Below are 25134 nucleotides of genomic sequence, written 5' to 3' on the forward strand. Positions count from 1 at the left end.
TGATGTTATGTTCACAGTCATTGGAATAATGTTCGGAGGAATTCTTTTAGGCTATGCAATAAAAAACTATCGCCTGAAATTCCTAGGCTCTATCATTACTACGCTTATTTGGGTATTACTTTTCATTCTTGGAATAGAGGTAGGGAGCAACCAACAAATCATCAACGGTCTTGCCACTCTGGGAATGGAAGCTATTGTCATAACAATAGCCGCTATCCTAGGCAGTTGTGTGGCAGCATGGTTATTATGGTATGCACTATATAAAAGAAAGAAAGGAGGAAAAGCATGAAAGGAAGTCTGATAATAGTAGGTTTTTTCGCGTTGGGATGTCTCACAGGATTATTCAATCTTGTTCCATTCAATATTGCTGAAACAGACATAAGTTTTTATGCTTTATGTGCCCTTATGTTCAGTGTAGGGCTAAGCATCGGTAATGATCCGCAAACTATAAAGAACTTCCGGGCATTAAATCCAAGACTGGTATTCCTACCGGTAATGACAATACTGGGAACATTGGCAGGAACAGCTTTAGCCAGTTTCGTGTTGACACACAGAACTATGGCTGAATGTATGGCTGTAGGTAGCGGATTCGGATATTATTCGTTATCAAGTATATTCATAACCGAATACAAAGGAGCCGAACTAGGAACTATAGCCCTTCTGTCGAATATTACAAGGGAAATAATAACTCTGCTGGCTGCGCCATTACTGGTAAGATGGTTCGGCAATCTGGCTCCAATATCATCAGGTGGAGCTACAACCATGGATACCACACTGCCGATCATTACAAGATGCAGCGGACAGGAATTTGTGGTGGTTTCAATCTTCCACGGATTTGTGGTTGACTTCAGCGTTCCTTTCCTTGTTACTTTTTTCTGTTCTATTTAAAACTGATATCATGAAGAAACTATTTATATACTCAATACTGTCGTTTACTGCTTTTACTTCTTTTGCACATTCGGACAAGCCTTGGCAAAATCCTCTTGTGAATGAGATAAACCGCGAACCTATGCACGCACATTTCATCCCATACATAAGCGAAAAGGCTGCCTTGAACCAAATATTACTGGATGATGTGACAAGATTCGATGTCAATCCGAAGATAGAAAGAAGAATTTCGCTAAACGGAACTTGGAAATTCTTATATTCAAGAAACAACAATGAATGTCCTGCCGACTTTCATAAGATTGGTTACAACACCAGAAAATGGAAAAACATTGAAGTACCGGGCAGCTGGGAACTTCAAGGCTTTGACGCTCCTATATATACGGACGTGTCATATCCTTTCCCAACCAATCCGCCAGTACAACCGGAAGACTATAATCCGGTAGGAGCATACGTGAGAGAATTCTCAGTTCCTGAAAACTGGAACGGAATGGATATTTATATCGATTTTGAAGGAGTGGAATCCGCTTTCTACTGCTGGGTGAATGGAGAACTGGCAGGATATAGTGAAGATAGCCGTCTGCCTGCACATTTCAACATCACCAAACTTCTGAAAAAAGGGAAAAACAAACTTGCTGTAAAGGTGTTCCGCTTCAGCGACGGTTCGTATATGGAAGACCAGGATTACTGGAAATATAGCGGTATAGAAAGAAATGTTTACGTCTATGCCCGTCCACACACCAGAATAAAGGATTTCAAGCTAAACGCTGACCTTGTGAACGAATATAAAGACGGTGATTTCAGTCTTGATGCCATAGTAAATTCTCCGGTGAGCGGAAGCAACGTAACCGTAAGACTTCTTGACAATGCGGGCAAGGAAATTTTCACCTCAGAAGAAAAACTGGAGAATGAAAACGATACGCTTATCAGCATCAGAAAACAATTTAAAGATGTTTTGCCGTGGAATGCCGAGACTCCAAACTTATATACTTTGGTGATTACGACATCTGACGGACAAGGCAATTGTCTGGAATCGTTTGCCCATCCTTTCGGTTTCAGAAATGTAAGAATGTTCAACGGTATGCAACTGATAAATGGAAAAGCCGTTCTGTTCAAAGGTGTGAACAGACACGAGCATGACAACGTGAAGGGACGTACCATAACTGTGGAAAGCATGGTTGAGGACATCAGACTGATGAAACATTTCAATATAAATTCTGTCAGAAACTGCCACTACCCTAACAATTATGCATGGTATTATCTATGCGACAAATACGGCCTTTACATGGTGGATGAGGCTAACATTGAGAGTCATGGAATGATGTCGCACAAAGACGGTACTCTTGCCAATTATCCTGATTGGGAAGGTGCTTTCATGCAAAGAATGAGCAGAATGGTTATGAGAGACCGCAATTTTACATCAATCGTTACATGGTCGCTAGGCAATGAGTCGGGATATGGCAAACACTTTGAAACTATATACCACTGGACAAAAAACATTGACAAGACACGTCCTGTTCAGTACGAAGGTGGAGGATATGACAGCGTGAGCGACATTTACTGCCCTATGTATGCCAGAATATGGTCATTGAGAAGACATATCAACCAGCGTGACGCAAGACCTATGATTATGTGCGAATATGCTCATGCCATGGGTAACAGTGTGGGTAATCTTCAGGACTATTGGGATCTGATATATAAATACGACCAGTTGCAGGGCGGATTCATATGGGACTGGGTAGATCAGACATTCGCAAAGAAAGATGAAAAAGGGAACAATATCTGGGCATATGGCGGCGACATGGGATATGCCGGTATTCCTAACGACTCTAACTTCTGCGCCAACGGTCTGGTTGCTTCAGACAGAAGCTTGCATCCGCACATCTGGGAAGTGAAGAAAGTTTACCAATATGTACATTTCGTTCCTGTTGCCTTCACTAAAAACAAGATTAAGGTAACCAACTGGCATGATTTCATTTCATTGGATAATTATGAGCTGAAATGGTATGTAGAAGCTGACGGAAAAAGCATTGAAAGCGGAAGCATGAAAATGCCTTTCCTGGCTCCACGCGAAAGCGGTATGGTAGAAATACCGTTCAAGGAGTTGAATGCCGACGGAAGGGAATATTTCCTGAGACTGGAAGCTGTTACAACAAACAATTCGCCATTGGTAGAAAAAGGTCATATAGCTGCCATAGAACAATGGAAACTTCCGGTTGATATGCCTGAAATGAAAGCAGAAAAGCTGAATGGCAATCTGAACATGAACGACAACAATGAGGCTTATAATATCAATGGTGACAATTTCAACGTTTCATTCAGCAAAGCAAACGGTGAAATCACATCACTGGTTTATGGCAGAAAAGAATTCATAAAAGAAGGTCCGTGTCCGAACTTCAGACGCGCATGGACAGACAACGATGTAGCCAACGGTGCTCCTGCCAGATGCAAGATATGGGACAATGCCGGCAAGGATAAAAAACTCATGAACATAAAAGCTGAAAAGGATGCAGCAAAGAATATCATAGTAGTAACAGCCGAATACTCTTTGGAAGAGACTGAATCAGAGTTGACTACGATTTATAAGGTTGCATCAAACGGAGCGATTAACGTTACGATGAGCTACAGTGTAGGAACAAAACAGCTGCCTGAAATTCCACGTTTCGGAATGAGATTGGTTATACCTGCCGAATACGAACAGATGACATGGCTGGGAAGAGGTCCTCATGAAAACTATATAGACCGTAAGACCGGAGCTATGATAGGATTATACAACGCCGATGTTTGGGAACAGTATCATCCATACGTTAGAGCTCAAGAGACTGCAAATAAATGCGATGTAAGATGGAGCGCATTCCGTAATGATAAGGGTGAAGGTATCCTGATCAAGGGTGAAAATCCTCTGAACATTAGCGCATGGAATTTCCCGATAGACGACATCGCCTATCGTCCGTTCAACGTTGAAAGAAGACATGGCGGAAGCATCGAAAAGAAAGATATGGTATGGATTAACATTGATGATATAAACATGGGTGTAGGCGGTGACAATACTTGGGGAGCACAAGTACATCCTGAATATACCATCACTCCTGAGGACAGAAGCTACAGCTATACTATTGAGTATATTCCAATGGGTAAAGACCCTGTAGAAATGTCACACAAAAAATGGTTTTAAAACTGAATAAAAACAGAACTTATATGAATAAATCAATAAAAGCACTCACACTGGCATGCCTCTGTCTGGCAGGAACATCATGCGGAATGAAAAATAACGCAGATGTTGACACCTGTCTGAGGTATCAGTATCCAAACATATTGAACATATCAGTCACTCCCGAACACAATATGAGACGTGTAGGATGTTTCACTGATGCCGGTTCATGGATGGGATTTACAATTCCTGAAAAGGATAAATGGATAAACGGTTTCTGCGGTCCGTTCAGTATAGACAACAGAGTCTGGTTCGCAAAATCCGCTGTTTCGGTAAATATTGACGGAACAGAAATGACTCCGGACTCTATTTCGTATTTCCCGGGCGAAATATACATGACTGCAAATTCAGAAAACGGCTCAATAGAACAGAGAATGTTTTTTGTATCGGCCAATACTGCACTGCTGAATATAAAGAACAATACGGGCAACAAGTTTTCAATAACAGGTAAAGATTGGAACAAAGATGTTACTTTGAAAAAAAGCAATAACATTATTACAGCAAGCCATACGAATGGCGAAACCGTACAGATTACTTTGCCACAGGATTTTGAGGTTATCGACAATGACAGCAACTATACCGCTACATCAAACAGCAGCAACACGTATGTTGCCATTTCTTTCTATGCTTCGGAAAACGAACTCATGTCCGGAGAGCAGAAAGCCATTGCATTGCTTAACAATCCTGAACCTGCCATTAAAAAGAACAATGCCAGATGGGAAGGATATCTGAGCAAAATCATAAGAAATGATATGAAACATGAATACAACAGAATAGCGGCAAAATCTGTTGTAACTCTGATTTCGAACTGGAGGACACATAGAGAAGGACTTTTGCACGACGGAGTGATACCGAGCCACGCAGTAAACTATTTCATAGGTTTCTGGGCTTGGGACAGCTGGAGATTTTCGGCTGCACTGGCAAGGTTCGAGCCTGAACTGGCTAAAAATAACATACGTGCAATGTTCGACTATCAGCTACCTGACGGAATGATTATTGACTGTATATACACTGACCCGAAAGAGAATAATGCAAGAGACAGCAAACCACCTTTGGTATGCTGGGCTGTGGATGAAATTCTTGAATTCAACAACGATACGGCTTTCGTGAAAGAGATGTATCCTCAATTGCTGTCATACTATAAATGGTGGTTCAACAAACGCGACCACAACAAGAACGGTATGTGCGAATTCGGATGTACAGACGGAACACTGGAAGCTGCAGGATGGGAAAGCGGAATGGACAATGCCATAAGGTTCGACAATTGCAAGATGCTGAAAAACGCCGATGACGCATGGAGTTTCGACCAGGAAAGTGTTGACCTGAACGCATATCTGGCATACGAATGTAAACTTCTCAAGAAGTTTGCCGATATTACGGGTTATGAATTCGATGGTCCTGACTATAGCAATCAGGTGGCAGATTATTTCTTCAATGAAGATATGGGATTCTTCTGCGACAGAAAATTGCCTGACGGAAAATTCGTACAGGAAGCTGCCTGTGAAGGATATACTCCTTTCTGGACTGAAATAGCCAGCAAGGAACAGATGGAAAAAGCATTGGTTATGCTGACAGATACAGCAAAATTCTCTACTTATATCCCCTTCCCTACCGCTGCTGCGGATAATCCTAAATGCAGCCCTAACGGATATTGGAGAGGACCTATATGGCTGGATCAGACATATCAAGCGATAAAAGGATTAAGGAACTACGGATATAGCGAACTTGCGGACAAATATACGATGCAAGTATTCGACAGGTGCGAAGGTCTGACCGGAACATCACCTATCCACGAGAATTACGGAACACATACTGGCAAATGCCTGCAGGCTCCTCATTTCAGCTGGAGCGCATCGCATCTGCTTATGTTATACGAGGATTTTGGTAAATAAACCATAACTAGCTGCATATCAATCTATAAAGAGTTGTTTGTCGTGTTTGTCATGATGAGCAACTCTTTTTCTTTATGATATAACAATAAACCTATATTAAGAACGTTCGCTATTGATATGGATTTGAAAATAATCTTTTTGTTTTTCAAAAAATAAAAATCTACATTTGCTTAAGGGAACCAAAATTTGAAATCTATATGAAATCTTCAGAAATATTTAAAACGCTGGTGTTATTAATCTGTACATCAATCCTTGCCAGTTGTCAAAAGGAAGAAGAAGGCAGGAAAATTACTGGTTATGAAGAATATACCATCACTATAGCGTCTGAGAAAGTGCCAGGGCTGTTATTTTCATCCGGAGAGAATCACTTATCTGAAGTATATGCAGTAATGAGGGAACATTCTGCCGAATGGGAACAACTTGGAAGTATAAAAGGATTTGAATACGAACCTGGATATGAATATACTTTACGCATCAGCGAGACCAACTATCTGGATCATAGCATGGGAGACCCGACGTGGACGGAATATGAGCAGCTGGAACTGATTTCCAAGGAAGAAAAAACATCTGATGACGTTCCAAACAATTTTATCCCTGAATGGTTCTACACTGAATACTGTAGCAGTATTGATACTGATTTCAGATATTATATTGATGCGGAAAATAAAGATATCATAGAAGAAGATATAAACTCAAATCCTATGATTACATTCGGCGGTCTAAATTGCTATATAGAAAACGACTGGACCAGATGGCTTCTTGTAAACGAAAAGAAGGAAATAGGTATGCTTGGTTTTATAAAGAAAATGAACATAGATGGTGCTGACTTTCCGGAATCATATAAAAATCTTAAACCTGAAGGAACGGTAGCAGGAACTATGGAATGGACTTTCATTATAGGCAATGATCCTGAAAATGAAGAAAATGCAATAAAATATGATGTATTCATTTGCAATCCTTCAAAAAGCAAATCTGCCGGTCCTACACCTGTTCCATATTTCTATAAAGATTTTACACAGTATTATCAGGAGAAATATCCTGAAGCCGGAGTAAAGGCTGTAGCGGTAAGCCATAGCATAAAATAAACATTGATTCCATTAAAACAAAGACAATTTAAGCATTACAAAAAAACAACCTGTAAGTAAACAATAGATATTATATCAGAATAAATTATAAAAAAAACATTGTATAAAAATAAATAATTACCTTTATATCATGTTATAATCTAAACATGATTCAAACAATGTCTAAATTCAACACATACATGGCGGGGATTGACGCAGATTTCTACATTGACTTATGCCATAGGAAAGGGAAATTGCGTCAATACAAAAAGAATGAATATATACAGAAAGAAGGAGATATATTTCCGTTTTGCGGGTTACTTGAATCAGGTATAGTAAAATACACTTGCCGGAATGTAACAGAGGGAAAGGATTACAACATAGGGTTCTCATTTCCCGGTGAATTTGTTGCAGACTATCCCTTTTGCCTTTACGGAATGAAAGCAGAAATAAGTATTCAGGCTGTAACGGATTGTAAAATTCTTTTTTGCCATTCAGACGTTTTAAACCACGAGTATGAAAACACAGTAAACGGACAAATACTGGCACGTACTACATCCGAACAACTATTCAACCAGATATATCTGAGATACATCAACTTGTATCGTTACACTCCGGAAGAAAGATATATTCAACTTATAGAAAGATATCCGGACGTTATCCAACTTATTCCTCTGAAGGAAATTGCTTCTTATCTGAAAATAACTCCTATACATTTGAGCAGAATAAGAAGGAAACAAACCCTAGGGATAAAATAATAAACTATAAAGACCAAAGATATGAAAACCATGAAACTTCACTCATTCATCATAGCGATTTTATCTGTTGTTTTCTTTGCATCGTGCAACAAGGAAGATATTTATCCTACTTTTTCTTTCGATGCTAACGGAGAATGCTATATACCTGATGCCGCCAATATCTCAACAGAAGAATTTGAATCGTCAGTCGTAGGATATGGCTGGAAGCACGTTATTACATATGAAATTAGCAGCGACGGAAAATGTTCTACCAAAGACTATTATGAAGATTTGGTGGGAAGAGGACCAAGCCAGTATTATTTCGAGTCATCTGAATCACTAAAAGAATACATGTATGTAGATGCTTTTCCGGCTCATGGATATCAGACATATGCCTATGATTATGAGGATGGGAACAGAGTCAGCCAAAATGGTTATCTGGTAATGCGTATCGTATCTTTAAAAGGAGACATTATGAAAATCATTGATTTTCTTGGCATTCGTGCTGACGGAGTAAAAATTTACGGTTACTCCACCTACAAACGTATAAGCAGTAAAGAGCTGAAAGAAATACAGAATGCTTATCCTGATGATTTATCAAATATAAAGAGCCTCACTACATCCATAAACGATGAAGTCAATATCATCTCCGGTAATGAATTTGAATTTGACGTCCTTTCTTACAACGATTTATATTCCGTAAAAGCAAGAAACGAAGAATCATGCGAAATAACATGCGACGGAGACCACGTCAAAATAAAATTGCTTACAAACGGAGCCTACATAACCGTATCCGACAGGTTCAGACATTTTGAATTCAGTCTTTTCTCAACAGACGAAGATATGGAACCCAAGGGAACAGACATCTACGACTTGAGCTATAATGAAGTGATATTCAACAAGAATATGGAATTCATTGAGCCAACTGAAAACAGGCCACTAAGCTATGCAAACTCAAGCATAGAAACTACCACCCGTGATGGATATGCCGGAAGTACTATAAGCCATTATAACCGTTCGTACATGCTCGTTGTCGATACTGGCAAGAAAGCAAGACTAATACATTTACAGAACGGCAGACTCTATCTGAAAGAGCTTCTTCCCAAAGAGACATTGCAGACACTTATCGAAAAGGGAAACGGAAGTTCCATCTCATATAAACTAGAACTGACTACAGCAGACAGAAGAGTTTTTCAGGTTTTACCGTTCAAAGTCACTTATAAAGAAGAATTCTAACGTAATCAGTACAACACACACAGACAATCATGAGAACAAAAATTACAATTTTATCCATTCTCTTTGCCACATTGTTTACCAGCTGCAACTCAGATGTTTTTATTGACAATTTCATTTCTGAGTACCCTGATACATGTCGTGTAGAAAGCGGCAAACCATTTAAACTGAATTTTGATTCAGACAACTGGAACATATCAAGTATGGAAGGTGTTGCGATAAACACTTTTGACTATACCATATATGATCTTCAGGGTAACCCAATATATAATTATTTTCCGTTGCTGTATGAAGGAGAAACAGGAATCATTTACTACGAAAGTACATATTACGCTTTCCGCATAGAAAAAAGGAATAATCGTGAGTTAGAGATTATATGTGTCAAAAATCTTGTCAATCATCCTATCGCTTTCAGTATAATAGTAGGAAACGAATATTACCACAAGGAAATAAATGTATCATTGAAACCAACAAGCAAATTCGTTATAGACAAAGTGGAATACGATTTCGAGAATGATTTCTATTATAGTGACTACGTCGTGGAACAAGTGGATGGCATAACCGTAAACAATTCCGGCTCAGAAGGAGGACCTGTTACATTAAACTTCTATCCATTCAAGAACTCACTCAGAAAAATCGAGTTCTATCCTGATGACTATGATAGTTTCAACAATCTGGATAAGATTCTCGGAGAAAATCTTGCTGAAATACCAATACCGGACATTGTGGACGGTAAACCCGTAATGGGAAATACTAAAGTTAAATTCGGACTGAAGGAACAAAGTTTCTGGACGGGCAGGCTTGACAAGGACTTTGTTGTTTCCACAACAGTTCAACCAGGAGAGACAAAAAAGATAGAAGTATATAACAATATTGAAGAATTCCATGTAAACTATAAAGTACATGCCTCAAATCCTGACACAGGAGAAGAATGTGTTTTTACAGGAAGACTAAGCAGTAAAGACCCGTTCGATTACCTCATCCCCTAAATTAGACTATAAATAATGAAAAAATATATTACCGTAATTCTGTTACTATGCCTTGTAGCAGCAAAGCTCAACGCAGAAAGGCAGGACAGTGTCCAGAGAAAAATAATACACGTAATAGGTATTGACTTCAAACCAGCATACACATTCCCGACAAAAAGTTTCTTCAGAGGAGATAATCTGGCGCAATCTCCCATACGCACCAACCTCTCCGGACACATAAAGTATGGTTTTAAATTTGGTCCTGACAGCTATGTGGGAAAAATGTATCCCAATACCATTCAGGGTATAGGCATAGGCTACAATACTTTCAATAACACAAAAGAAGTAGGAAACCCACTCGCCGTTTATGTATTCCAGACATCCAGAATAGCATCACTAACAAAAAAACTGTCATTAGACTACGAATGGAATTTCGGAGCTTCATTCGGATGGAAGAAATACGATGAAGAAAAGAATCCGTTTAACACTATCGTCGGCTCAAAGACTAATGCCTATATTAATTTAGGTTTGCTGCTCAACTGGCAGATGACTCATGAAGTGGCGTTAAGAGCAGGCATAGGACTTACACACTATTCAAACGGTAACACAAATTACCCCAACTATGGCGTAAACACACTTGACGGGCGTATAGGATTGATGTGGTGTCCGCAAGATGATCCCAAATCAAAGTTTAGCAATAATGACCGAGTGACTGTTATACCGGAACAAGGATTCAAACCATACGTAAGCTATGACCTGATAGTATATGGCGCGACAAAAAAGAAAGGTATTTTCTGGTCAGACGGTTCCGGAATATTAATCCCCGGTAAATTTGCTGTAGCAGGACTTAATTTCAATCCTATGTACAACTTCAACAGGTTTTTCCGCGCCGGGCTATCTCTTGACGCTCAATATGACGAGAGCGCAAACCTAACCGACCACGTGGCAAATACAAATACGCCAACTGATGATGTGAAATTTTTCAGACCGCCTTTTATCGAACAATTCTCACTCGGACTGTCAGCCAGAGCTGAAGTGGTAATGCCTATATTCTCTATCAATTTTGGTATAGGAAAAAACTTTGTATGCCGTGGCGCTGACACAAATTCCTTTTATCAGACATTTGTCCTGAAAACAAGCATTACAGAAAATGTATTTCTTCACGTAGGCTATCAACTATATAAATTCAAGAATCCGAACAACCTTATGATAGGTATAGGTTACAGATTTAATGCAAAGAAAAACAGATACTGACAAAATTATATCTTGTAATTGTAGTACCAATGAAAATAATTATCACATTTTATCATCTGTAATATTTTTTTGTTAACTTTGCGAACGTCTAATAAAGAAAAAACTCTTTAATTAAAAATATTACGATTATGATGACAATTGACAAATTCAACTTTGCTGGTAAAAAGGCAATCGTTCGCGTTGACTTCAACGTGCCTTTGAATGAAGAAGGTAAAATTACAGACGACACTCGTATCCGCGGTGCCCTTCCTACATTGAAAAAAATCCTTGCTGACGGTGGTGCTTTGATCATCATGTCACACATGGGTAAACCAAAAGGCAAAGTAAACGCTAAATATTCTTTGAGCCAGATTGTTGACGCTGTTTCTGCAGCTCTTGGTGTTGAAGTAAAATTCGCTCCAGACTGTGCAAAAGCTTCTGAAGCTGCTGCAGCTCTTAAACCAGGTGAAGTTCTTTTGCTTGAAAACCTCCGTTTCTATCCTGAAGAAGAAGGTAAACCAGTAGGTATCGAAAAAGAAGATCCAGCTTACGAAGATGCTAAGAAAGCAATGAAAGCTTCTCAGAAAGAATTCGCTAAGACTCTTGCTTCATACGCTGACTGCTACGTAATGGATGCATTCGGTACAGCTCACCGTAAACACGCTTCTACAGCTGTTATCGCTGACTACTTCGATGCAGACCACAAGATGTTGGGCTACCTGATGGAAAAAGAAGTTAAGGCTGTTGACAACGTATTGAAAGATATCAAACGTCCTTTCACTGCTATCATGGGTGGTTCTAAAGTTTCTACTAAGATCGGTATCATCGAAAACTTGATGGATAAAGTTGACAACCTGATCCTTTGCGGTGGTATGGCATTTACTTTCGCTAAAGCTAAAGGTGGTAAGATCGGTAACTCATTGGTAGAAGACGACAAACTTCAGTTGGCTCTTGACATAATCGCCAAAGCAAAAGCTAAAGGTGTTAACCTCGTATTGGGTTGCGACTGTATAGCTGCTGACGCTTTCTCAAACGACGCTCACACTCAAGTTTGCGATGACAACAATATTCCTGACGGATGGATGGGACTTGACGCAGGTCCTAAAACTTGCGAACAGTTCAGAGCTGCTATCAAGGGTGCAAAAACTATCTTGTGGAACGGTCCTGCAGGTGTATTCGAAATGGACAACTTCGCAGGTGGTTCTAAAGTAATCGCTGAAGCTATCGCTGAAGCTACTAAAGAAGGTGCATTCTCACTCATCGGTGGTGGTGACTCTGTTGCTTGTATCAACAAGTTCGGTATGGCTGACCAGGTATCTTACATCTCTACTGGTGGTGGTGCTTTGCTTGAAGCTATCGAAGGTAAAATCCTTCCGGGTATCGCAGCTATCCGTGGTGACAAATAATTTGAGAATTATTTCATACCATAATAAGAAAGGAGGCCGTTCAGGTCTCCTTTTCTTTTTGTCAGAACTCCATATGAACAATTTGCAAACATTCATATGGAGTTTTTATTTTATTGTCTGTCAATAATCAGAACTGGAACATCGCAGTAAACACTATACGGTTGTTCTTTACAAGATGTGTATCAACTACCTTTCCCTTTGAGTCATTGTTTCCGTACCATGCTCCTGCCCACGAATATTCCGCACCGAATTTCCAGTTAGGAATATTATATGTAAGCTCGGCTGATGCATTTGTCAGCTGATCCAAATTTGTACCGGTACCTATCAGACTGGTCACGTTTTCCTTTGCTCCAAGATTTTTCAGATAGCCGGCAAAAACACCGAAACGCAACTTACTTCCATAAACCATATTTATCCACGAATGAGAGACTCTCAAAGGAGCATATTCCTGCTCTCCTATACGACTGTCAACAGATGTCACTCCATATCCTCCTACTGTACTTGTCATTGTAAGATTGGAGCTCAGCAATGTCTTTGCAGCTATGGAGAATTCATCTTTCACATACTTAAAATGTGCCTCGCCGGAAACTCCTGTTATACGTTCGTTCACCTTAAAGATTTTACCTTCCGTTTCCGACTGCGTACGTGGAGTCATAGAAGAAACATGCACGCCGGCACCAAGAATCATACCAAGTGTTCTATAGTCAGCCCCGAAATAGAATTCAGGCACACAACTGTTCTTTATGAAATTCTGGCTCTTTGCTGTCGATGTAGTTCCCGGAATATTATTTGCCGGACCTACAGAAAGATACTGCGACTGCCATATAGCCGAAGCCGTAAGCACCATTCCTTGTGTAGTAAACCTATATCTCACCTGTGGGGCACGGCTGAAAGGCTGGAATGGAGCACCCATATTCAGATTCAGGATGTCAGGAGCCACATCACCATACAGAGGATGCCATGTCTGACCTACGAGCAAAGCTGATTTACCCCAATCAAGATTAAAATATACATGACGCATTCGGAACAATGAGAAAGTGGTACCCGAACCACGAAAATCTACTTCCAGCTTTGCAGAAGTCTTTATCTTTTCCATCAGTTCAGGGCCTTTCACATCAATTCCAAGACGTGAATACAGTGTATAGAATCCACCGTTGGCAAAACTGTTAAGATCCTTACCATCTGCATCAGGAGATATATCTTTCGGATACATATAGAACAATCCGTCAACAGTTTCCGAATTTGCTCTTGAGTTATAAAACAAATCAGTACGAACCTGACCGTAAAATTTGTAATCAAAACCTTTCTTCTGGGCCATCATCAACCCCGGTAATGCCATAAAGGCTACCGCAACTAAACTCTTCTTCATTTCTACCCTATAAAAAATATTATTCCAAATATACAGCAGTCCCCGAAGCTGTAACCATTAGCATACTTCCGTTTCCACCTACAGTCTCAAAATCAAGATCTATTCCTATGACTGCATTGGCTCCAAGACGCATAGCCTCATCACACATTTCTTTCATCGCGCTATCCTTAGCCTGGCGCAAAACCTCTTCGTAAGACCCTGCACGTCCGCCCACGATATCACGAATACTTGCAAACAAGTCTCTGAACATATTTGCACCGATTATAGTCTCACCAGAGACTATTCCATAATAATGCAGAATACGCTTGCCTTCCACATTATTGGTTGTTGTCATTAACATATTATCTATATTTTAGTGTTTAACAGATTTTCTATACCATGCCACAAACCATATTGCAGCCACTATGACACATGCCATTCCTCCCCAGTAAGATATTACAGGCGAAAGGCTGAAACCTTCCGGCGCTATCAATATATATGTAGAACATACGCATGTCATAAACAAGGCGGGAATAAGAGTCACCCAATAGTTTTTCTTATCCTTCACAAGATATACAGTTATTGCCCAAAGTGTAAACACCGAAAGTGTCTGGTTACACCATGCAAAGTATCGCCAGATAATCTTGAAACCTTCAGCATTGCTGAAGCTGAATACCAGAAGTCCAACAGTGAGAAGGAAGATAGGAATACATATCAGCAGACGTTTTGCGATACTGCGCTGTTCGATACCGAGGAAGTCGGCAACGATAAGTCGAGCTGAACGGAGTGCAGTGTCACCGCTGGTGATAGGAGCTGCAACTATACCCAAAATGGCAAGTATCCCACCAAAAGTACCAAGCCACTGATTGGAAATATCTGTAGCCACCTTCGCACCCGAATAAGCAATACCTGTAGCCTGATCCACAATTCCGTTTTCATGGAAAAAATATGTAGCTGCAGCAGCCCATATCAAAGCTACTATACCTTCTGTCACCATTGCTCCGTAGAAAATAGGGCGACAATGCTTCTCGTTGACCATACATCTTGCCATCAGAGGAGACTGTGTGGCATGGAAACCGCTGATTGCTCCACAGGCTATTGAGATAAACATCATAGGGAAGATAGGGTTCTTCTCATATTTTGTTCCGAAACCGTTCCACATTTCAGGAAGTTCAGGAGATTTTACATAAAGCATAACAAGAATTCCAACTGCCATAAACAGCAGGGCAAACGCAAACAGCGGATATATACGTCCTATGATTTTGTCGATTGGAAGCATTGTGGCAAGAATATAATATACGAATATCACTATCATCCAGAAATACATATCCATATAATCAGGAGTCATGCCAGCAAGTAGTTCTGCCGGCCCCGACACGAACACCGCACCTACCAGAATCATAAGGAGTACGGTAAATATACATGCCACTTTCTTAGTGGTCAATCCCAAATATCTTCCGATAATTTCAGGAAGGCTCTCGCCGGAATTACGTATGGAAAGCGCTCCAGAAAAGAAATCGTGCACTGCTCCGGCAAAAATAGTACCGAAAACAATCCAAAGATAAGATGCCGTACCGAACTGCGCACCCATTATGGCTCCGAATATAGGGCCAAGACCGGCAATGTTAAGAAACTGAATCATGAAAATCTTCCACGTAGGAAGAGGAATAAAATCCACCCCATCTGCCATAGTAACGGCAGGAGTCTTGCGCGAAGCATCCGGCTGGAAAAGTCTGTCAACGTATTTTCCGTAAACCAGATAGCCTACAATAAGTAATACTAAAGCTAAACTAAACGTTATCATAATATTTTTTGTTTGATTTTCCTTATTTTAAGTTACAAAAGTAATGTTATTTAATCAGAAATAAAACATAAAACTACAGATTACTCTCATTATAAAGATTTTTCGGCAAAGTCTTAGTATCTTTGCAGCCAAAATATCAGTAATATGCAAAGAATCATAATAATACTGTCCATGCTGGCTATATTCTCAGCCAATATAAAAGCCTCATCCAAATATGAAATAAGGGCTGCATGGATTACAACCATAGGAGGACTGGACTGGCCTACAGTAAAAGCGACATCAGCATATGGAATAAAGCGTCAGAAAGAGGAACTGTGCAAGCAGCTGGATATGCTGAAAGAAGCAAACTTCAACACTGTTTTGTTCCAGACACGACTAAGAGGTGACGTGATATATCCTTCAATCTATGAAACATTTGCAGAATCGCTGGCAGGCAAGACAGGCCGCAATCCGGGATACGACCCACTAAAATTCGCAATTGAAGAATGCCATAAGCGCGGAATGGAAATTCACGCGTGGATGGTATGCATCCCTGCAGGAAATGACAGACAGGTAAAACTGCTCGGAAAACAATCCGTCGTAAAGAAAAAGCCAACGATGTGCATACATTTCAAGAGAGCCTGGTATCTTGACCCGGGCAATCCTGAAACAGCAAAATATCTGGCAGCAATAGCAAAGGAAATAAGCATGAATTACGACATCGACGGAATTCATCTGGACTATATAAGATATCCGGAGAACGCGGAAAACTTTCCTGACGGAAAGACGTTCCGCAAATATGGGAAAGGGAAAACTATCTCGCAATGGCGTAGGGACAACATCACATCAATAGTGAGAGAAATATATAATGACGTCAAGCTCATAAAGCCATGGGTAAAAGTAAGCAGCTCGCCTGTAGGCAAATATGACGACACACGCCGCTACAGCTCGAAAGGATGGAACGCCTACAACGCCGTATATCAGGATGCAAAACTATGGCTGAAAACAGGGATACACGATGCCATATTCCCGATGATGTATTTCCGCGACAACCATTTCTACCCTTTTGCGCTCGATTGGGAAGAGAACAAACACGGGCGATTCGTGGTTCCCGGACTGGGAATATATTTCCTGAAACAAAAGGCCCACGAATGGGACATAAATGAGATAATGAGACAGATATATTTCACAAGGCGCAACGGACTTGACGGACAGGCTTTCTTCAGAAACGAATTTCTGATGAAAAACACGTGTGGTCTTACAGACAGCCTGAAATGCCAATTCTATACATATCCGGCTGCCGTACCTCCAATGGTATGGCAGGACAGCATTGCTCCAGCTCAACCTGTAAACGGAGTAATATCATTCAGGAATGACAGTGTGATGATTAACTGGGATAAAGCGGACTCTTCGAAAACAGAAGAAGCAAGCTATCACATATACGCCTCAGATTTCTATCCGGTAGATATAAACGACGGTAAAAACATTATCTGCCTGAAGCATGGTTCCAACAGTTTCTGTTATAGCCTCAAGGCTGGAAAAATCAAACGCTTTTGGGCTATCACGGCTACCGACCGCTACGGCAATGAAAGTTCTCCATTGGAAATAAACCGTCCGGCAGACGACGAAAGAATAATTTCCGTAAACAAACTGCCGGAAGCACCTGAAGGATGCATTATTGTCGTAAACGACATCACCGGAATGGAACTTTTCAGAACGAAAAGCGCTTCTGATGAATTGATAAAGAAACTCCAGAAAGGAGTATATTCTATTCAATATTTACTCCCGGACGGGAAACAGGAGAATATAACTCTGATAATGTCAGAAAGAGATCAATGAAAATATGCAGAGAGGCTACTCGCAGAGCCAATCTGCAATGGTACCTGTTTCGGATGAAAAAACAGCACCTATCTTGTATATTATTCTTTTATCGGAAGAATACTCAAGAGCATACTCTTTCTCATTTATCTGATGCAGAGCTTCACCTGCAGTACCATCAAGTTTAAATTCAAATATATAGACATAATCAGGAGTTTCAACAATACAATCCACTCTACCCTGACTTTGCAGCTTTTCAATATAAACCGTATATACGCTGATAAGGCGCATAATAAGATAGAAAGTATATTGGAAATATCTTTCACGTTCGCGTTCGTTTTCCTTACGTCGCATTATATATGGAATGTCGGCAAGGAAAGAAGTCAGACCTGTACGGAAATCCTCAATCTTTCCGTCCTCCAGCTGAAAAGCAGCATTTCGAATCCATGAATAGATGTTCTCACGAGTATTGAAATAGTTGCTGGCAACAAGAGAAAGAAAACCTTTCTTTACCTCGTTGTTCGGATAATCCAAAAGAAAGACATTGCGGCGCAGATTAAAGTCTTTTATAGTAAGATAACCACTCTGATAAATCATCGGCAAAGGCTGTTCTACAGTAGCTTTATAATCTATAAATTCCTCAGCCGAATAATAGCGCCCCGTTATCTCGTCCATATTCTCGTCGGTGTGCGAAAGCAGACGGATGAGATAGGTAGGTGTTCCGCTCTTGAACCAATAGTCAGAGATATCCAGAGTTGCAAAAGCATTAAGCAGGCTGAATGGATTATAAACATCAGTCATGTTCTTACTGAAATGATAACCATCATAGTGGGACTTAAGCATTGAACGCATCTCATCGTATGAGCATTCGTATCTGCCAGACATTTCTTTTATCGGTTCACGAAATACTGTATCCAGCTCAGTCTGTGATATACCACAGAGAGTTTCATACTTGCCGTGCATACTTATATCAAAAGGCTGATTGAAACCACTGAATACACTGACCTGAGAAAACTTGGTAACTCCAGTAAGAAAGACAAACTGAAGATGCTCATCAGCGCTTTTGAACACCGAATAGAAACTTTTCAATGTATTGCGATGCTCTTCCTCAAGATTTTTGTCCACATCAAGAACATCAAGAATAGGCTTGTCGTATTCGTCTATCAGAACTACGGCACGTCGCCCGCTCTGCTCATGGGCAACACGAATAAGTTCAGCAAACAAGTCGCCCAAACCAAGCTCTTTAGTTCGTTCCGGTAAAGAATATTCTTCTGCCCAAGACAAAAGATAATACCTTATTTTTTTCTCAAGACCTCCCCTAACAGTATAGTCTGTACCATTGAAATCCAAATGAAACACCGGATATACATTCCAGTCTTTCTCCAGAGAGTCTATCTTCAAGCCTTTGAAAAGTTCTTTCCTACCAAGAAAATAGTTCTTCAATGTAGAAACCAGAAGGCTCTTTCCGAAACGGCGCGGACGACTAAGAAAGTAGATTTTACCTTCGGTCACAAGGCTATATACCATATCGGTCTTGTCGATATACACATAACCGTCTTCTATCAACTGGTCAAAACTCTGGATTCCTATCGGGTATTTCATAAACAGACTTTATTCGATTCTTAATATTATGTTGTAAAGATAACACAATATTAAATTATAACCAACAGCTTTAGGCTGATTTCTATAAATCAACACCATAAAAATTTCCGCTAAGAACTAATAAAAACATCCTATGACATGATTGCAAAATATTGACAGAAATATATTTTTGTCAAATTGACATTCTGTTATTTGCGATTTCCAAGAATAGAATAATCAATACCAATATAAATCAAGACAGGGAAAAATCAATTCTCAGAGAGTTTTACCAAATCATTCTATCACAAATAGAGACCTAATACTTTCAAAATAACGCACAAACCACCCATTCACCTACACCGACACAATAAGAAAGCATTTTTTATATCATTCTATCAAAACTAGAATAAATCTAAAAATCTTCTTTTTAGAATAAAACAAGGCAACTTTTACAAAAAATATTGACAACCCGTCACTTTATGAAGAAGAAAAAGAAGTTTTTCCTGAAAAGACAAGGAGTTTTTGAGACAATAACAAGACATTTTACATAAAACGCCGAGGCGTTTAAATTAACATTCTTAACCATTCATAATATTATACATACATTATTATCAATCATAAAGGAAAGAACCATTAACATTACAGATTTTTCCGAATAAAATATTAAAGGTCATAAATGACAGAACAGGACTTTATAATTACATTATGCAACCAAATACCATTAAAACGATTTCATTTTGTCAGAACAGATAAAACAATATCTCTACCTTTTTACGTGCTATACACTTGAAAAGGAGTTCTAAAAACTAATACTTCGAGCCATTATTTACCACCTGCCAACTTTGATATATATCAGATTTTGAGTATTTTTGCACATCGAATCGATTTAGAAAATTATAATTTATAATATATCATCACTCATGAGTAATCAAAGATACATGCAGCGCGGCGTATCGGCATCTAAGGAAGATGTGCATAACGCTATCAAAAACATTGACAAAGGTATTTTCCCTAAGGCTTTCTGTAAAATAATTCCTGATATTCTTGGCGGAGACCCTGAATACTGCAACATCATGCACGCGGACGGTGCGGGAACCAAATCATCACTGGCATATCTGTACTGGAAAGAGACAGGCGACCTGTCTGTATGGAAAGGTATCGCACAGGATGCTCTTATCATGAACATCGATGACTTGCTCTGCGTAGGAGCTGTTGACAACATACTCGTTTCTTCTACTATCGGACGTAACAAACTGCTCGTTCCGGGAGAAGTTATCTCGGCTATCATCAACGGTACTGACGAACTGCTTGCCGAACTCCGCGAAATGGGTGTAGGCGTTTACGCTACAGGTGGCGAGACTGCCGACGTTGGCGACCTGGTCCGTACTATCATCGTGGACAGTACTGTGACTTGCCGTATGAAGCGTTCAGACGTGATTGACAATGCAAACATCCGTCCGGGCGACGTTATCGTAGGTCTTGCATCTTACGGACAGGCTACTTACGAAAAGGAATACAACGGCGGTATGGGTAGCAACGGTCTGACAAGTGCGCGTCACGACGTATTCTCAAAATATCTTGCAGAGAAATATCCTGAAAGCTACGACAAGGCTGTACCTGAAGACCTGGTTTACAGCGGTAATCTGAAACTGACTGACGCTGTGGAAGGTTCTCCACTTGACGCAGGTAAGCTGGTTCTCTCTCCTACCCGTACATATGCTCCTGTAGTAAAGAAACTGCTTGATGCTCTCCGTCCTGAAATCCACGGTATGGTTCACTGCTCGGGTGGTGCACAGACTAAAGTTCTGCACTTCGTAGGCGACAACTGCCGCGTGGTTAAGGATAATCTCTTCCCTGTTCCTCCATTGTTCCGTACTATCAAGGAACAGAGCGGTACTGACTGGGACGAAATGTACAAAGTATTCAACATGGGACACCGTCTTGAAGTATATCTTTCTCCTGAACACGCTGAACAGGTTATCGAAATCAGCAAATCGTTCAACATCGACGCACAGATTGTTGGTCGCATAGAAGAAAGCAACGGCTCTAAGGAGTTGATTATCAAGAGCGAATTCGGAGAATTCAAATACTAACATAGTAAAGCCACAATTCCTATAGTCACATTTGAATTTATTCCAATAACAAAAAGACATTAATAATACTCCTTCAAATGAAAAAAGTTTATGATAGGATCAATGTAGATTTATATATAATTGCTGTCGCTTTTGGAAAAAATTACAGCAACAATGTTTTTATGGTATATAATGCTTATGGACAATAATAAAAAGAACAATACACAGTCATTGAAACCTGCTGTTTTAGCACTACTTTTTGTGGCAAGTATAGCTATTATCGGATTAGGAGATTATCAAAACATCTACTACATCAAGACATTAGGCTATATGGCGGCTGGATTTTCGGGAGCTATATTTTCAAAATATTTTGTTGGTAATAGCAAGGAGCCTATATTCAATAGCTGGAAAAGTTTTATACTACTCATAATTTCGTTACTAATATTGGCTATACCTATAACATTACTGTTCGAAGGCAGATTGTGGTAAAAAAACAAAACAAAAAGATTTAAATGGCGGAAAATAACACCATATTAGAGAAACTTGAAGGACTGGTATCACGTTTTGAGGAAGTATCCACACTGATTACTGACCCGAACGTGATAGCAGACCAAAAAAGATATGTAAAACTTACAAAGGAATATAAGGAGCTGGGCGACATCATGAATGCACGCAAGGAATACTTGCAGTGTATCAACGGTCTGGAAGAAGCAAAAATGATGATGAACGAAAGCGACCCTGAAATGAAGGAAATGGCCCGCGAAGAGGCTGCTGCCTGCGAGGCACGCATTCCGGAACTGGAAGAGGAAATCAAGCTTCTGCTTGTTCCTGCCGACCCTCAGGACGACCGCAATGCGATTCTTGAAATCCGTGGCGGTACGGGTGGAGACGAAGCTGCCATCTTTGCAGGCGACCTGTTCCGTATGTATTCGAAATACTGCGAAACCAAGGGCTGGCGACTTGAGGTATCAAGCGCTAACGAAGGTGCAGCGGGCGGTTTCAAGGAAATAATCTGCTCAGTAACCGGAGAAAAGGTTTACGGAACTCTGAAATACGAATCGGGAGTACACCGCGTGCAGCGAGTTCCTGCCACTGAGACTCAGGGACGTGTACACACATCGGCCGCATCGGTAGCCGTACTGCCTGAAGCTGAACCTTTCGATGTGGAAATCAATGAAGGCGAAATAAAATGGGATACATTCCGAAGCGGCGGTGCCGGAGGACAGAACGTAAACAAGGTGGAATCCGGAGTTCGTCTGCGCTATAACTGGAAGAATCCTAACACCGGAGTTGTAGAAGAAATCCTTATTGAATGTACCGAAACACGCGACCAGCCAAAGAACAAGGAACGTGCGCTCTCGCGCCTGCGTACATTTATATACGATAAGGAGCATCAGAAGTACATCGACGATATAGCTTCGAAACGTAAGACTATGGTCAGCACCGGAGACCGTTCTGCTAAAATCCGTACTTACAACTATCCTCAGGGACGTATTACAGACCACCGCATAAACTATACAATCTATAACCTCGGCGCATTCATGGACGGGGATATTCAGGACTGTATAGACCATCTGATTGTGGCTGAAAATGCTGAAAGACTGAAGGAAAGCGAACTTTAAAAAAAGAAAAAACACTCAAAAACTTACGTGATATGAACAAACAACAGTTATTCGAAAACATCAAGAAGAAACAGTCATTCCTCTGCGTGGGACTTGACACTGACATCAAGAAAATTCCTGAACACCTTCTGAAAGAAGAAGATCCTATATTCGCCTTCAACAAGGCTATAATTGACGCAACAGCACCTTACTGTATCGCTTACAAACCAAACCTGGCTTTCTATGAAAGTATGGGTGTTAAGGGATGGATAGCATTCGAAAAGACAGTAGAATACATCAAGACAAACTATCCTGACCAGTTCATCATAGCAGACGCAAAACGTGGTGACATCGGTAATACTTCGGCTATGTATGCACGTACATTCTTCGAAGAACTGAACATCGACTCTGTAACGGTAGCTCCATATATGGGCGAAGACAGTGTTACTCCGTTCCTTACTTACGAAGGTAAATGGGTTATCCTTCTTGCTCTTACATCAAACAAGGGTTCACACGACTTCCAGCTCACTACTGACACAGAAGGCGAACGTCTATTCGAAAAGGTATTGCGCAAGAGCCAGGAATGGGCTAACGACGAAAACATGATGTACGTGGTAGGCGCTACTCAGGGACGCATGTTCGAAGATATCCGTAAGATCGTTCCTAACCACTTCCTTCTGGTTCCTGGCATCGGAGCACAGGGCGGTTCGCTGGAAGAGGTTTGCAAGTACGGTATGACTAAGGAATGCGGACTTATTGTAAATTCAAGCCGCGCAATCATCTATGCCGACAAGACTGAAAACTTTGCAAAAGTGGCAGGCGAAGAGGCACAGAAAGTACAACAACAGATGTCTGAACAACTAAAAGCAATCCTTTAATTGATTTTAAAAGCAATAGTTTCAGATTAAACTTTCTTAAATTTAGCTGAAATATATATTTTGATACTTTGCTTGGATTACTATCCGAAATGACTTGTATTTTTCATAATAATGTCATGGGAATGCTAAACAATATTATCATATATTCCGGATAAATCCAGCAGATAAAACAGTTATATCATCCTCTCAAAAGGCTGATATAACTGTTTTTTTGTTGAAATCGCCCTATTTATATGAGTAAAGATGCAAATATTTTGCTTTTTTCTCTGATATATAAAAAAAAAACACGTAATTTGCATAAATAAGTAATTGAACTTACTTTACGTTTATTAAGGGTAGAAAAAACAATTAAACAAAACAAAAGGAACAAAAGGTAATAATTATGGAGTTCTCAGCTAAACAAATTGCAGAATTTATCCAAGGAATTATCGTAGGCGACGAAAATGCGACAGTACACACTTTTGCGAAAATAGAAGAAGGTGTACCGGGGGCATTATCGTTTCTGGCAAATCCCAAATATACAAATTTCATATACGAAACGCAGTCATCAATAGTTCTGGTGAACAAAGACTTCATACCTGAACATGAAGTGAAAGCAACACTCATAAAAGTTGACAACGCGTATGAAAGTTTGGCCAGACTTATGACATTATATGAAATGAGCCAGCCAAAGAAGACCGGGATTGACCCGCTAGCCTTTATTTCGGATAAGGCAAAGATTGGAGACGGCTGTTATGTAGGTCCTTTTGCATGCATAGAAGAAGGAGCTGTTATTGGAAACAATGTCTATATTCATCCACACGTAACTGTTGGTAGCAATGCAAAAATAGGTAACAACTGCATTCTCTATCCGCACGTCACAATCTATCACGATTGCCGCATAGGTAACAATTGCATTCTGCATGCAGGAGCTGTAATCGGTGCTGACGGTTTTGGATTCGCACCGTCACCTGAAGGATATGAAAAAATTCCACAGATTGGTATTGTTATATTGGAAGATGATGTTGAAATTGGCGCCAATACATGTATAGACCGTGCTACAATGGGAGCAACTATAATTCACAAAGGTGTCAAACTTGACAACATGGTTCAAATTGCCCATAACGTAGAGGTTGGCAGCAATACAGTAATGGCATCGCAGGTAGGTATTGCCGGTTCTGCAAAAATAGGCGAATGGTGTATGTTCGGCGGACAGGTCGGAGTGGCAGGTCATATAAAAGTAGGAAACAAAGTCACTGTAGGAGCACAGTCCGGAATACCAGGAAACACCAAATCGGATATAGCTATTATGGGTTATCCTGCCATAGACCACAAACAGTTTGCCCGTTCGGCTATCATTTATAAGAAACTGCCGGACATGTATGCAGAAATAGGCAAGCTGCAGAAAGATTTAGAAGAATTGAAAAAACAAATAAACAAATAAT

The 25134-nt window shown here is 40.2% G+C and carries 20 protein-coding genes; 16 read left to right on the forward strand and 4 right to left on the reverse strand.

Annotated features, from left to right (window positions below; translation table 11 throughout):
* The first annotated feature begins 7 nt into the window (after window positions 1-7).
* The 10 genes from NW213_RS12110 (at window position 8) to NW213_RS12155 (ending at window position 12629) form a co-directional block, all read left to right on the forward strand.
* Window positions 8-289, forward strand: coding sequence for a lysine exporter LysO family protein (locus NW213_RS12110; RefSeq protein ID WP_258322932.1), 282 nt, complete (start codon window positions 8-10; stop codon window positions 287-289).
* Entirely contained in the window at window positions 286-888 is a 603-nt protein-coding gene (locus NW213_RS12115) for a lysine exporter LysO family protein (protein ID WP_258322933.1), read from the forward strand. The genes NW213_RS12110 and NW213_RS12115 overlap by 4 nt, the downstream gene beginning before the upstream one ends.
* 10 nt (window positions 889-898) lie before the next feature.
* A complete protein-coding gene (locus tag NW213_RS12120) occupies window positions 899-4060 on the forward strand; it encodes a glycoside hydrolase family 2 TIM barrel-domain containing protein (protein ID WP_375338143.1) in 3162 nt (1053 codons plus the stop codon).
* Window positions 4061-4083: 23 nt separating this feature from the next.
* Window positions 4084-5988: a trehalase family glycosidase gene (locus tag NW213_RS12125; RefSeq protein ID WP_375338144.1), complete on the forward strand. Its 1905-nt coding sequence runs from the start codon at window positions 4084-4086 to the stop codon at window positions 5986-5988.
* 197 nt (window positions 5989-6185) lie between these two features.
* Window positions 6186-7073 (forward strand): DUF4377 domain-containing protein, encoded by an 888-nt coding sequence (locus NW213_RS12130; protein ID WP_258322934.1) that lies wholly within the window; start codon window positions 6186-6188, stop codon window positions 7071-7073.
* Window positions 7074-7231: 158 nt separating this feature from the next.
* The gene (locus NW213_RS12135) at window positions 7232-7810 is read left to right on the forward strand and encodes a Crp/Fnr family transcriptional regulator (protein WP_204390735.1); all 579 of its coding nucleotides are present in this window, start codon (window positions 7232-7234) and stop codon (window positions 7808-7810) included.
* A 21-nt stretch (window positions 7811-7831) separates the two neighbouring features.
* Entirely contained in the window at window positions 7832-9025 is a 1194-nt protein-coding gene (locus NW213_RS12140; protein WP_258322935.1) for a hypothetical protein, read from the forward strand.
* A gap of 29 nt (window positions 9026-9054) precedes the next feature.
* The gene (locus NW213_RS12145) at window positions 9055-10011 is read left to right on the forward strand and encodes a hypothetical protein (RefSeq protein WP_258322936.1); all 957 of its coding nucleotides are present in this window, start codon (window positions 9055-9057) and stop codon (window positions 10009-10011) included.
* A gap of 15 nt (window positions 10012-10026) precedes the next feature.
* Window positions 10027-11244 (forward strand): acyloxyacyl hydrolase, encoded by a 1218-nt coding sequence (locus NW213_RS12150; protein WP_258322937.1) that lies wholly within the window; start codon window positions 10027-10029, stop codon window positions 11242-11244.
* Between the two features lie 128 nt (window positions 11245-11372).
* Window positions 11373-12629 carry a phosphoglycerate kinase gene (locus NW213_RS12155; RefSeq protein WP_258322938.1) on the forward strand — a complete coding sequence of 419 codons (1257 nt, stop codon included), beginning with the start codon at window positions 11373-11375 and terminating at the stop codon, window positions 12627-12629.
* Window positions 12630-12756: 127 nt separating this feature from the next.
* Here the strand turns inward: NW213_RS12155 and NW213_RS12160 are convergent, their stop codons facing one another.
* Genes NW213_RS12160 through NW213_RS12170 form a run of 3 tightly spaced genes read right to left on the reverse strand, consistent with a single transcriptional unit; the run spans window position 12757 to window position 15781 of the window.
* Window positions 12757-13998 carry a hypothetical protein gene (locus tag NW213_RS12160; RefSeq protein ID WP_258322939.1) on the reverse strand — a complete coding sequence of 414 codons (1242 nt, stop codon included), beginning with the start codon at window positions 13996-13998 and terminating at the stop codon, window positions 12757-12759.
* 19 nt (window positions 13999-14017) lie between these two features.
* On the reverse strand, window positions 14018-14338 hold the full coding sequence (locus NW213_RS12165; protein ID WP_154044602.1) for a heavy metal-binding domain-containing protein: 321 nt from the start codon (window positions 14336-14338) through the stop codon (window positions 14018-14020).
* A 12-nt stretch (window positions 14339-14350) separates the two neighbouring features.
* A complete protein-coding gene (locus NW213_RS12170; RefSeq protein ID WP_258322940.1) occupies window positions 14351-15781 on the reverse strand; it encodes a carbon starvation protein A in 1431 nt (476 codons plus the stop codon).
* A gap of 144 nt (window positions 15782-15925) precedes the next feature.
* Between NW213_RS12170 and NW213_RS12175 the strand changes: the two genes are divergently transcribed.
* Window positions 15926-17599, forward strand: a complete 1674-nt coding sequence (locus tag NW213_RS12175; RefSeq protein ID WP_258322941.1) for a glycoside hydrolase family 10 protein — start codon at window positions 15926-15928, stop codon at window positions 17597-17599.
* Between the two features lie 15 nt (window positions 17600-17614).
* Here NW213_RS12175 and NW213_RS12180 read toward each other — a convergent pair whose 3' ends face one another.
* Complete coding sequence (locus NW213_RS12180; protein ID WP_258322942.1) at window positions 17615-19180, reverse strand: ATP-binding protein; 1566 nt, start codon at window positions 19178-19180, stop codon at window positions 17615-17617.
* Window positions 19181-20079: 899 nt separating this feature from the next.
* Between NW213_RS12180 and NW213_RS12185 the strand changes: the two genes are divergently transcribed.
* The 5 genes from NW213_RS12185 to lpxD all read left to right on the forward strand — a co-directional run bounded on the left by NW213_RS12185 (window position 20080) and on the right by lpxD (window position 25133).
* The gene (locus tag NW213_RS12185; RefSeq protein ID WP_258322943.1) at window positions 20080-21252 is read left to right on the forward strand and encodes an AIR synthase related protein; all 1173 of its coding nucleotides are present in this window, start codon (window positions 20080-20082) and stop codon (window positions 21250-21252) included.
* 177 nt (window positions 21253-21429) lie between these two features.
* Window positions 21430-21720, forward strand: a complete 291-nt coding sequence (locus NW213_RS12190; protein WP_258322944.1) for a hypothetical protein — start codon at window positions 21430-21432, stop codon at window positions 21718-21720.
* A 23-nt stretch (window positions 21721-21743) separates the two neighbouring features.
* Window positions 21744-22853 carry a peptide chain release factor 1 gene (gene prfA, locus NW213_RS12195; RefSeq protein WP_258322945.1) on the forward strand — a complete coding sequence of 370 codons (1110 nt, stop codon included), beginning with the start codon at window positions 21744-21746 and terminating at the stop codon, window positions 22851-22853.
* Between the two features lie 32 nt (window positions 22854-22885).
* Window positions 22886-23710 carry an orotidine-5'-phosphate decarboxylase gene (gene pyrF, locus NW213_RS12200; protein WP_154044610.1) on the forward strand — a complete coding sequence of 275 codons (825 nt, stop codon included), beginning with the start codon at window positions 22886-22888 and terminating at the stop codon, window positions 23708-23710.
* Between the two features lie 382 nt (window positions 23711-24092).
* Window positions 24093-25133 (forward strand): UDP-3-O-(3-hydroxymyristoyl)glucosamine N-acyltransferase, encoded by a 1041-nt coding sequence (gene lpxD / locus NW213_RS12205; protein ID WP_154044611.1) that lies wholly within the window; start codon window positions 24093-24095, stop codon window positions 25131-25133.
* Window position 25134: the final 1 nt, after the last annotated feature.

Origin of the sequence: Bacteroides sp. ET336 (assembly GCF_024733815.1) — a bacterium.
GTDB classification, from domain to species: Bacteria; Bacteroidota; Bacteroidia; order Bacteroidales; family Bacteroidaceae; genus Phocaeicola; species Phocaeicola cellulolyticus.

Bases quoted from the DNA above. Each gene is read 5' to 3' on its own strand.
- NW213_RS12110 (WP_258322932.1), top strand. From the start codon at position 8: ATGTTCACAGTCATTGGAATAATGTTCGGAGGAATTCTTTTAGGCTAT.
- NW213_RS12115 (WP_258322933.1), top strand. From the start codon at position 286: ATGAAAGGAAGTCTGATAATAGTAGGTTTTTTCGCGTTGGGATGTCTC.
- NW213_RS12120 (WP_375338143.1), top strand. From the start codon at position 899: ATGAAGAAACTATTTATATACTCAATACTGTCGTTTACTGCTTTTACT.
- NW213_RS12125 (WP_375338144.1), top strand. From the start codon at position 4,084: ATGAATAAATCAATAAAAGCACTCACACTGGCATGCCTCTGTCTGGCA.
- NW213_RS12130 (WP_258322934.1), top strand. From the start codon at position 6,186: ATGAAATCTTCAGAAATATTTAAAACGCTGGTGTTATTAATCTGTACA.
- NW213_RS12135 (WP_204390735.1), top strand. From the start codon at position 7,232: ATGTCTAAATTCAACACATACATGGCGGGGATTGACGCAGATTTCTAC.
- NW213_RS12140 (WP_258322935.1), top strand. From the start codon at position 7,832: ATGAAAACCATGAAACTTCACTCATTCATCATAGCGATTTTATCTGTT.
- NW213_RS12145 (WP_258322936.1), top strand. From the start codon at position 9,055: ATGAGAACAAAAATTACAATTTTATCCATTCTCTTTGCCACATTGTTT.
- NW213_RS12150 (WP_258322937.1), top strand. From the start codon at position 10,027: ATGAAAAAATATATTACCGTAATTCTGTTACTATGCCTTGTAGCAGCA.
- NW213_RS12155 (WP_258322938.1), top strand. From the start codon at position 11,373: ATGATGACAATTGACAAATTCAACTTTGCTGGTAAAAAGGCAATCGTT.
- NW213_RS12160 (WP_258322939.1), bottom strand. From the start codon at position 13,998: ATGAAGAAGAGTTTAGTTGCGGTAGCCTTTATGGCATTACCGGGGTTG.
- NW213_RS12165 (WP_154044602.1), bottom strand. From the start codon at position 14,338: ATGTTAATGACAACAACCAATAATGTGGAAGGCAAGCGTATTCTGCAT.
- NW213_RS12170 (WP_258322940.1), bottom strand. From the start codon at position 15,781: ATGATAACGTTTAGTTTAGCTTTAGTATTACTTATTGTAGGCTATCTG.
- NW213_RS12175 (WP_258322941.1), top strand. From the start codon at position 15,926: ATGCAAAGAATCATAATAATACTGTCCATGCTGGCTATATTCTCAGCC.
- NW213_RS12180 (WP_258322942.1), bottom strand. From the start codon at position 19,180: ATGAAATACCCGATAGGAATCCAGAGTTTTGACCAGTTGATAGAAGAC.
- NW213_RS12185 (WP_258322943.1), top strand. From the start codon at position 20,080: ATGAGTAATCAAAGATACATGCAGCGCGGCGTATCGGCATCTAAGGAA.
- NW213_RS12190 (WP_258322944.1), top strand. From the start codon at position 21,430: ATGGACAATAATAAAAAGAACAATACACAGTCATTGAAACCTGCTGTT.
- prfA (WP_258322945.1), top strand. From the start codon at position 21,744: ATGGCGGAAAATAACACCATATTAGAGAAACTTGAAGGACTGGTATCA.
- pyrF (WP_154044610.1), top strand. From the start codon at position 22,886: ATGAACAAACAACAGTTATTCGAAAACATCAAGAAGAAACAGTCATTC.
- lpxD (WP_154044611.1), top strand. From the start codon at position 24,093: ATGGAGTTCTCAGCTAAACAAATTGCAGAATTTATCCAAGGAATTATC.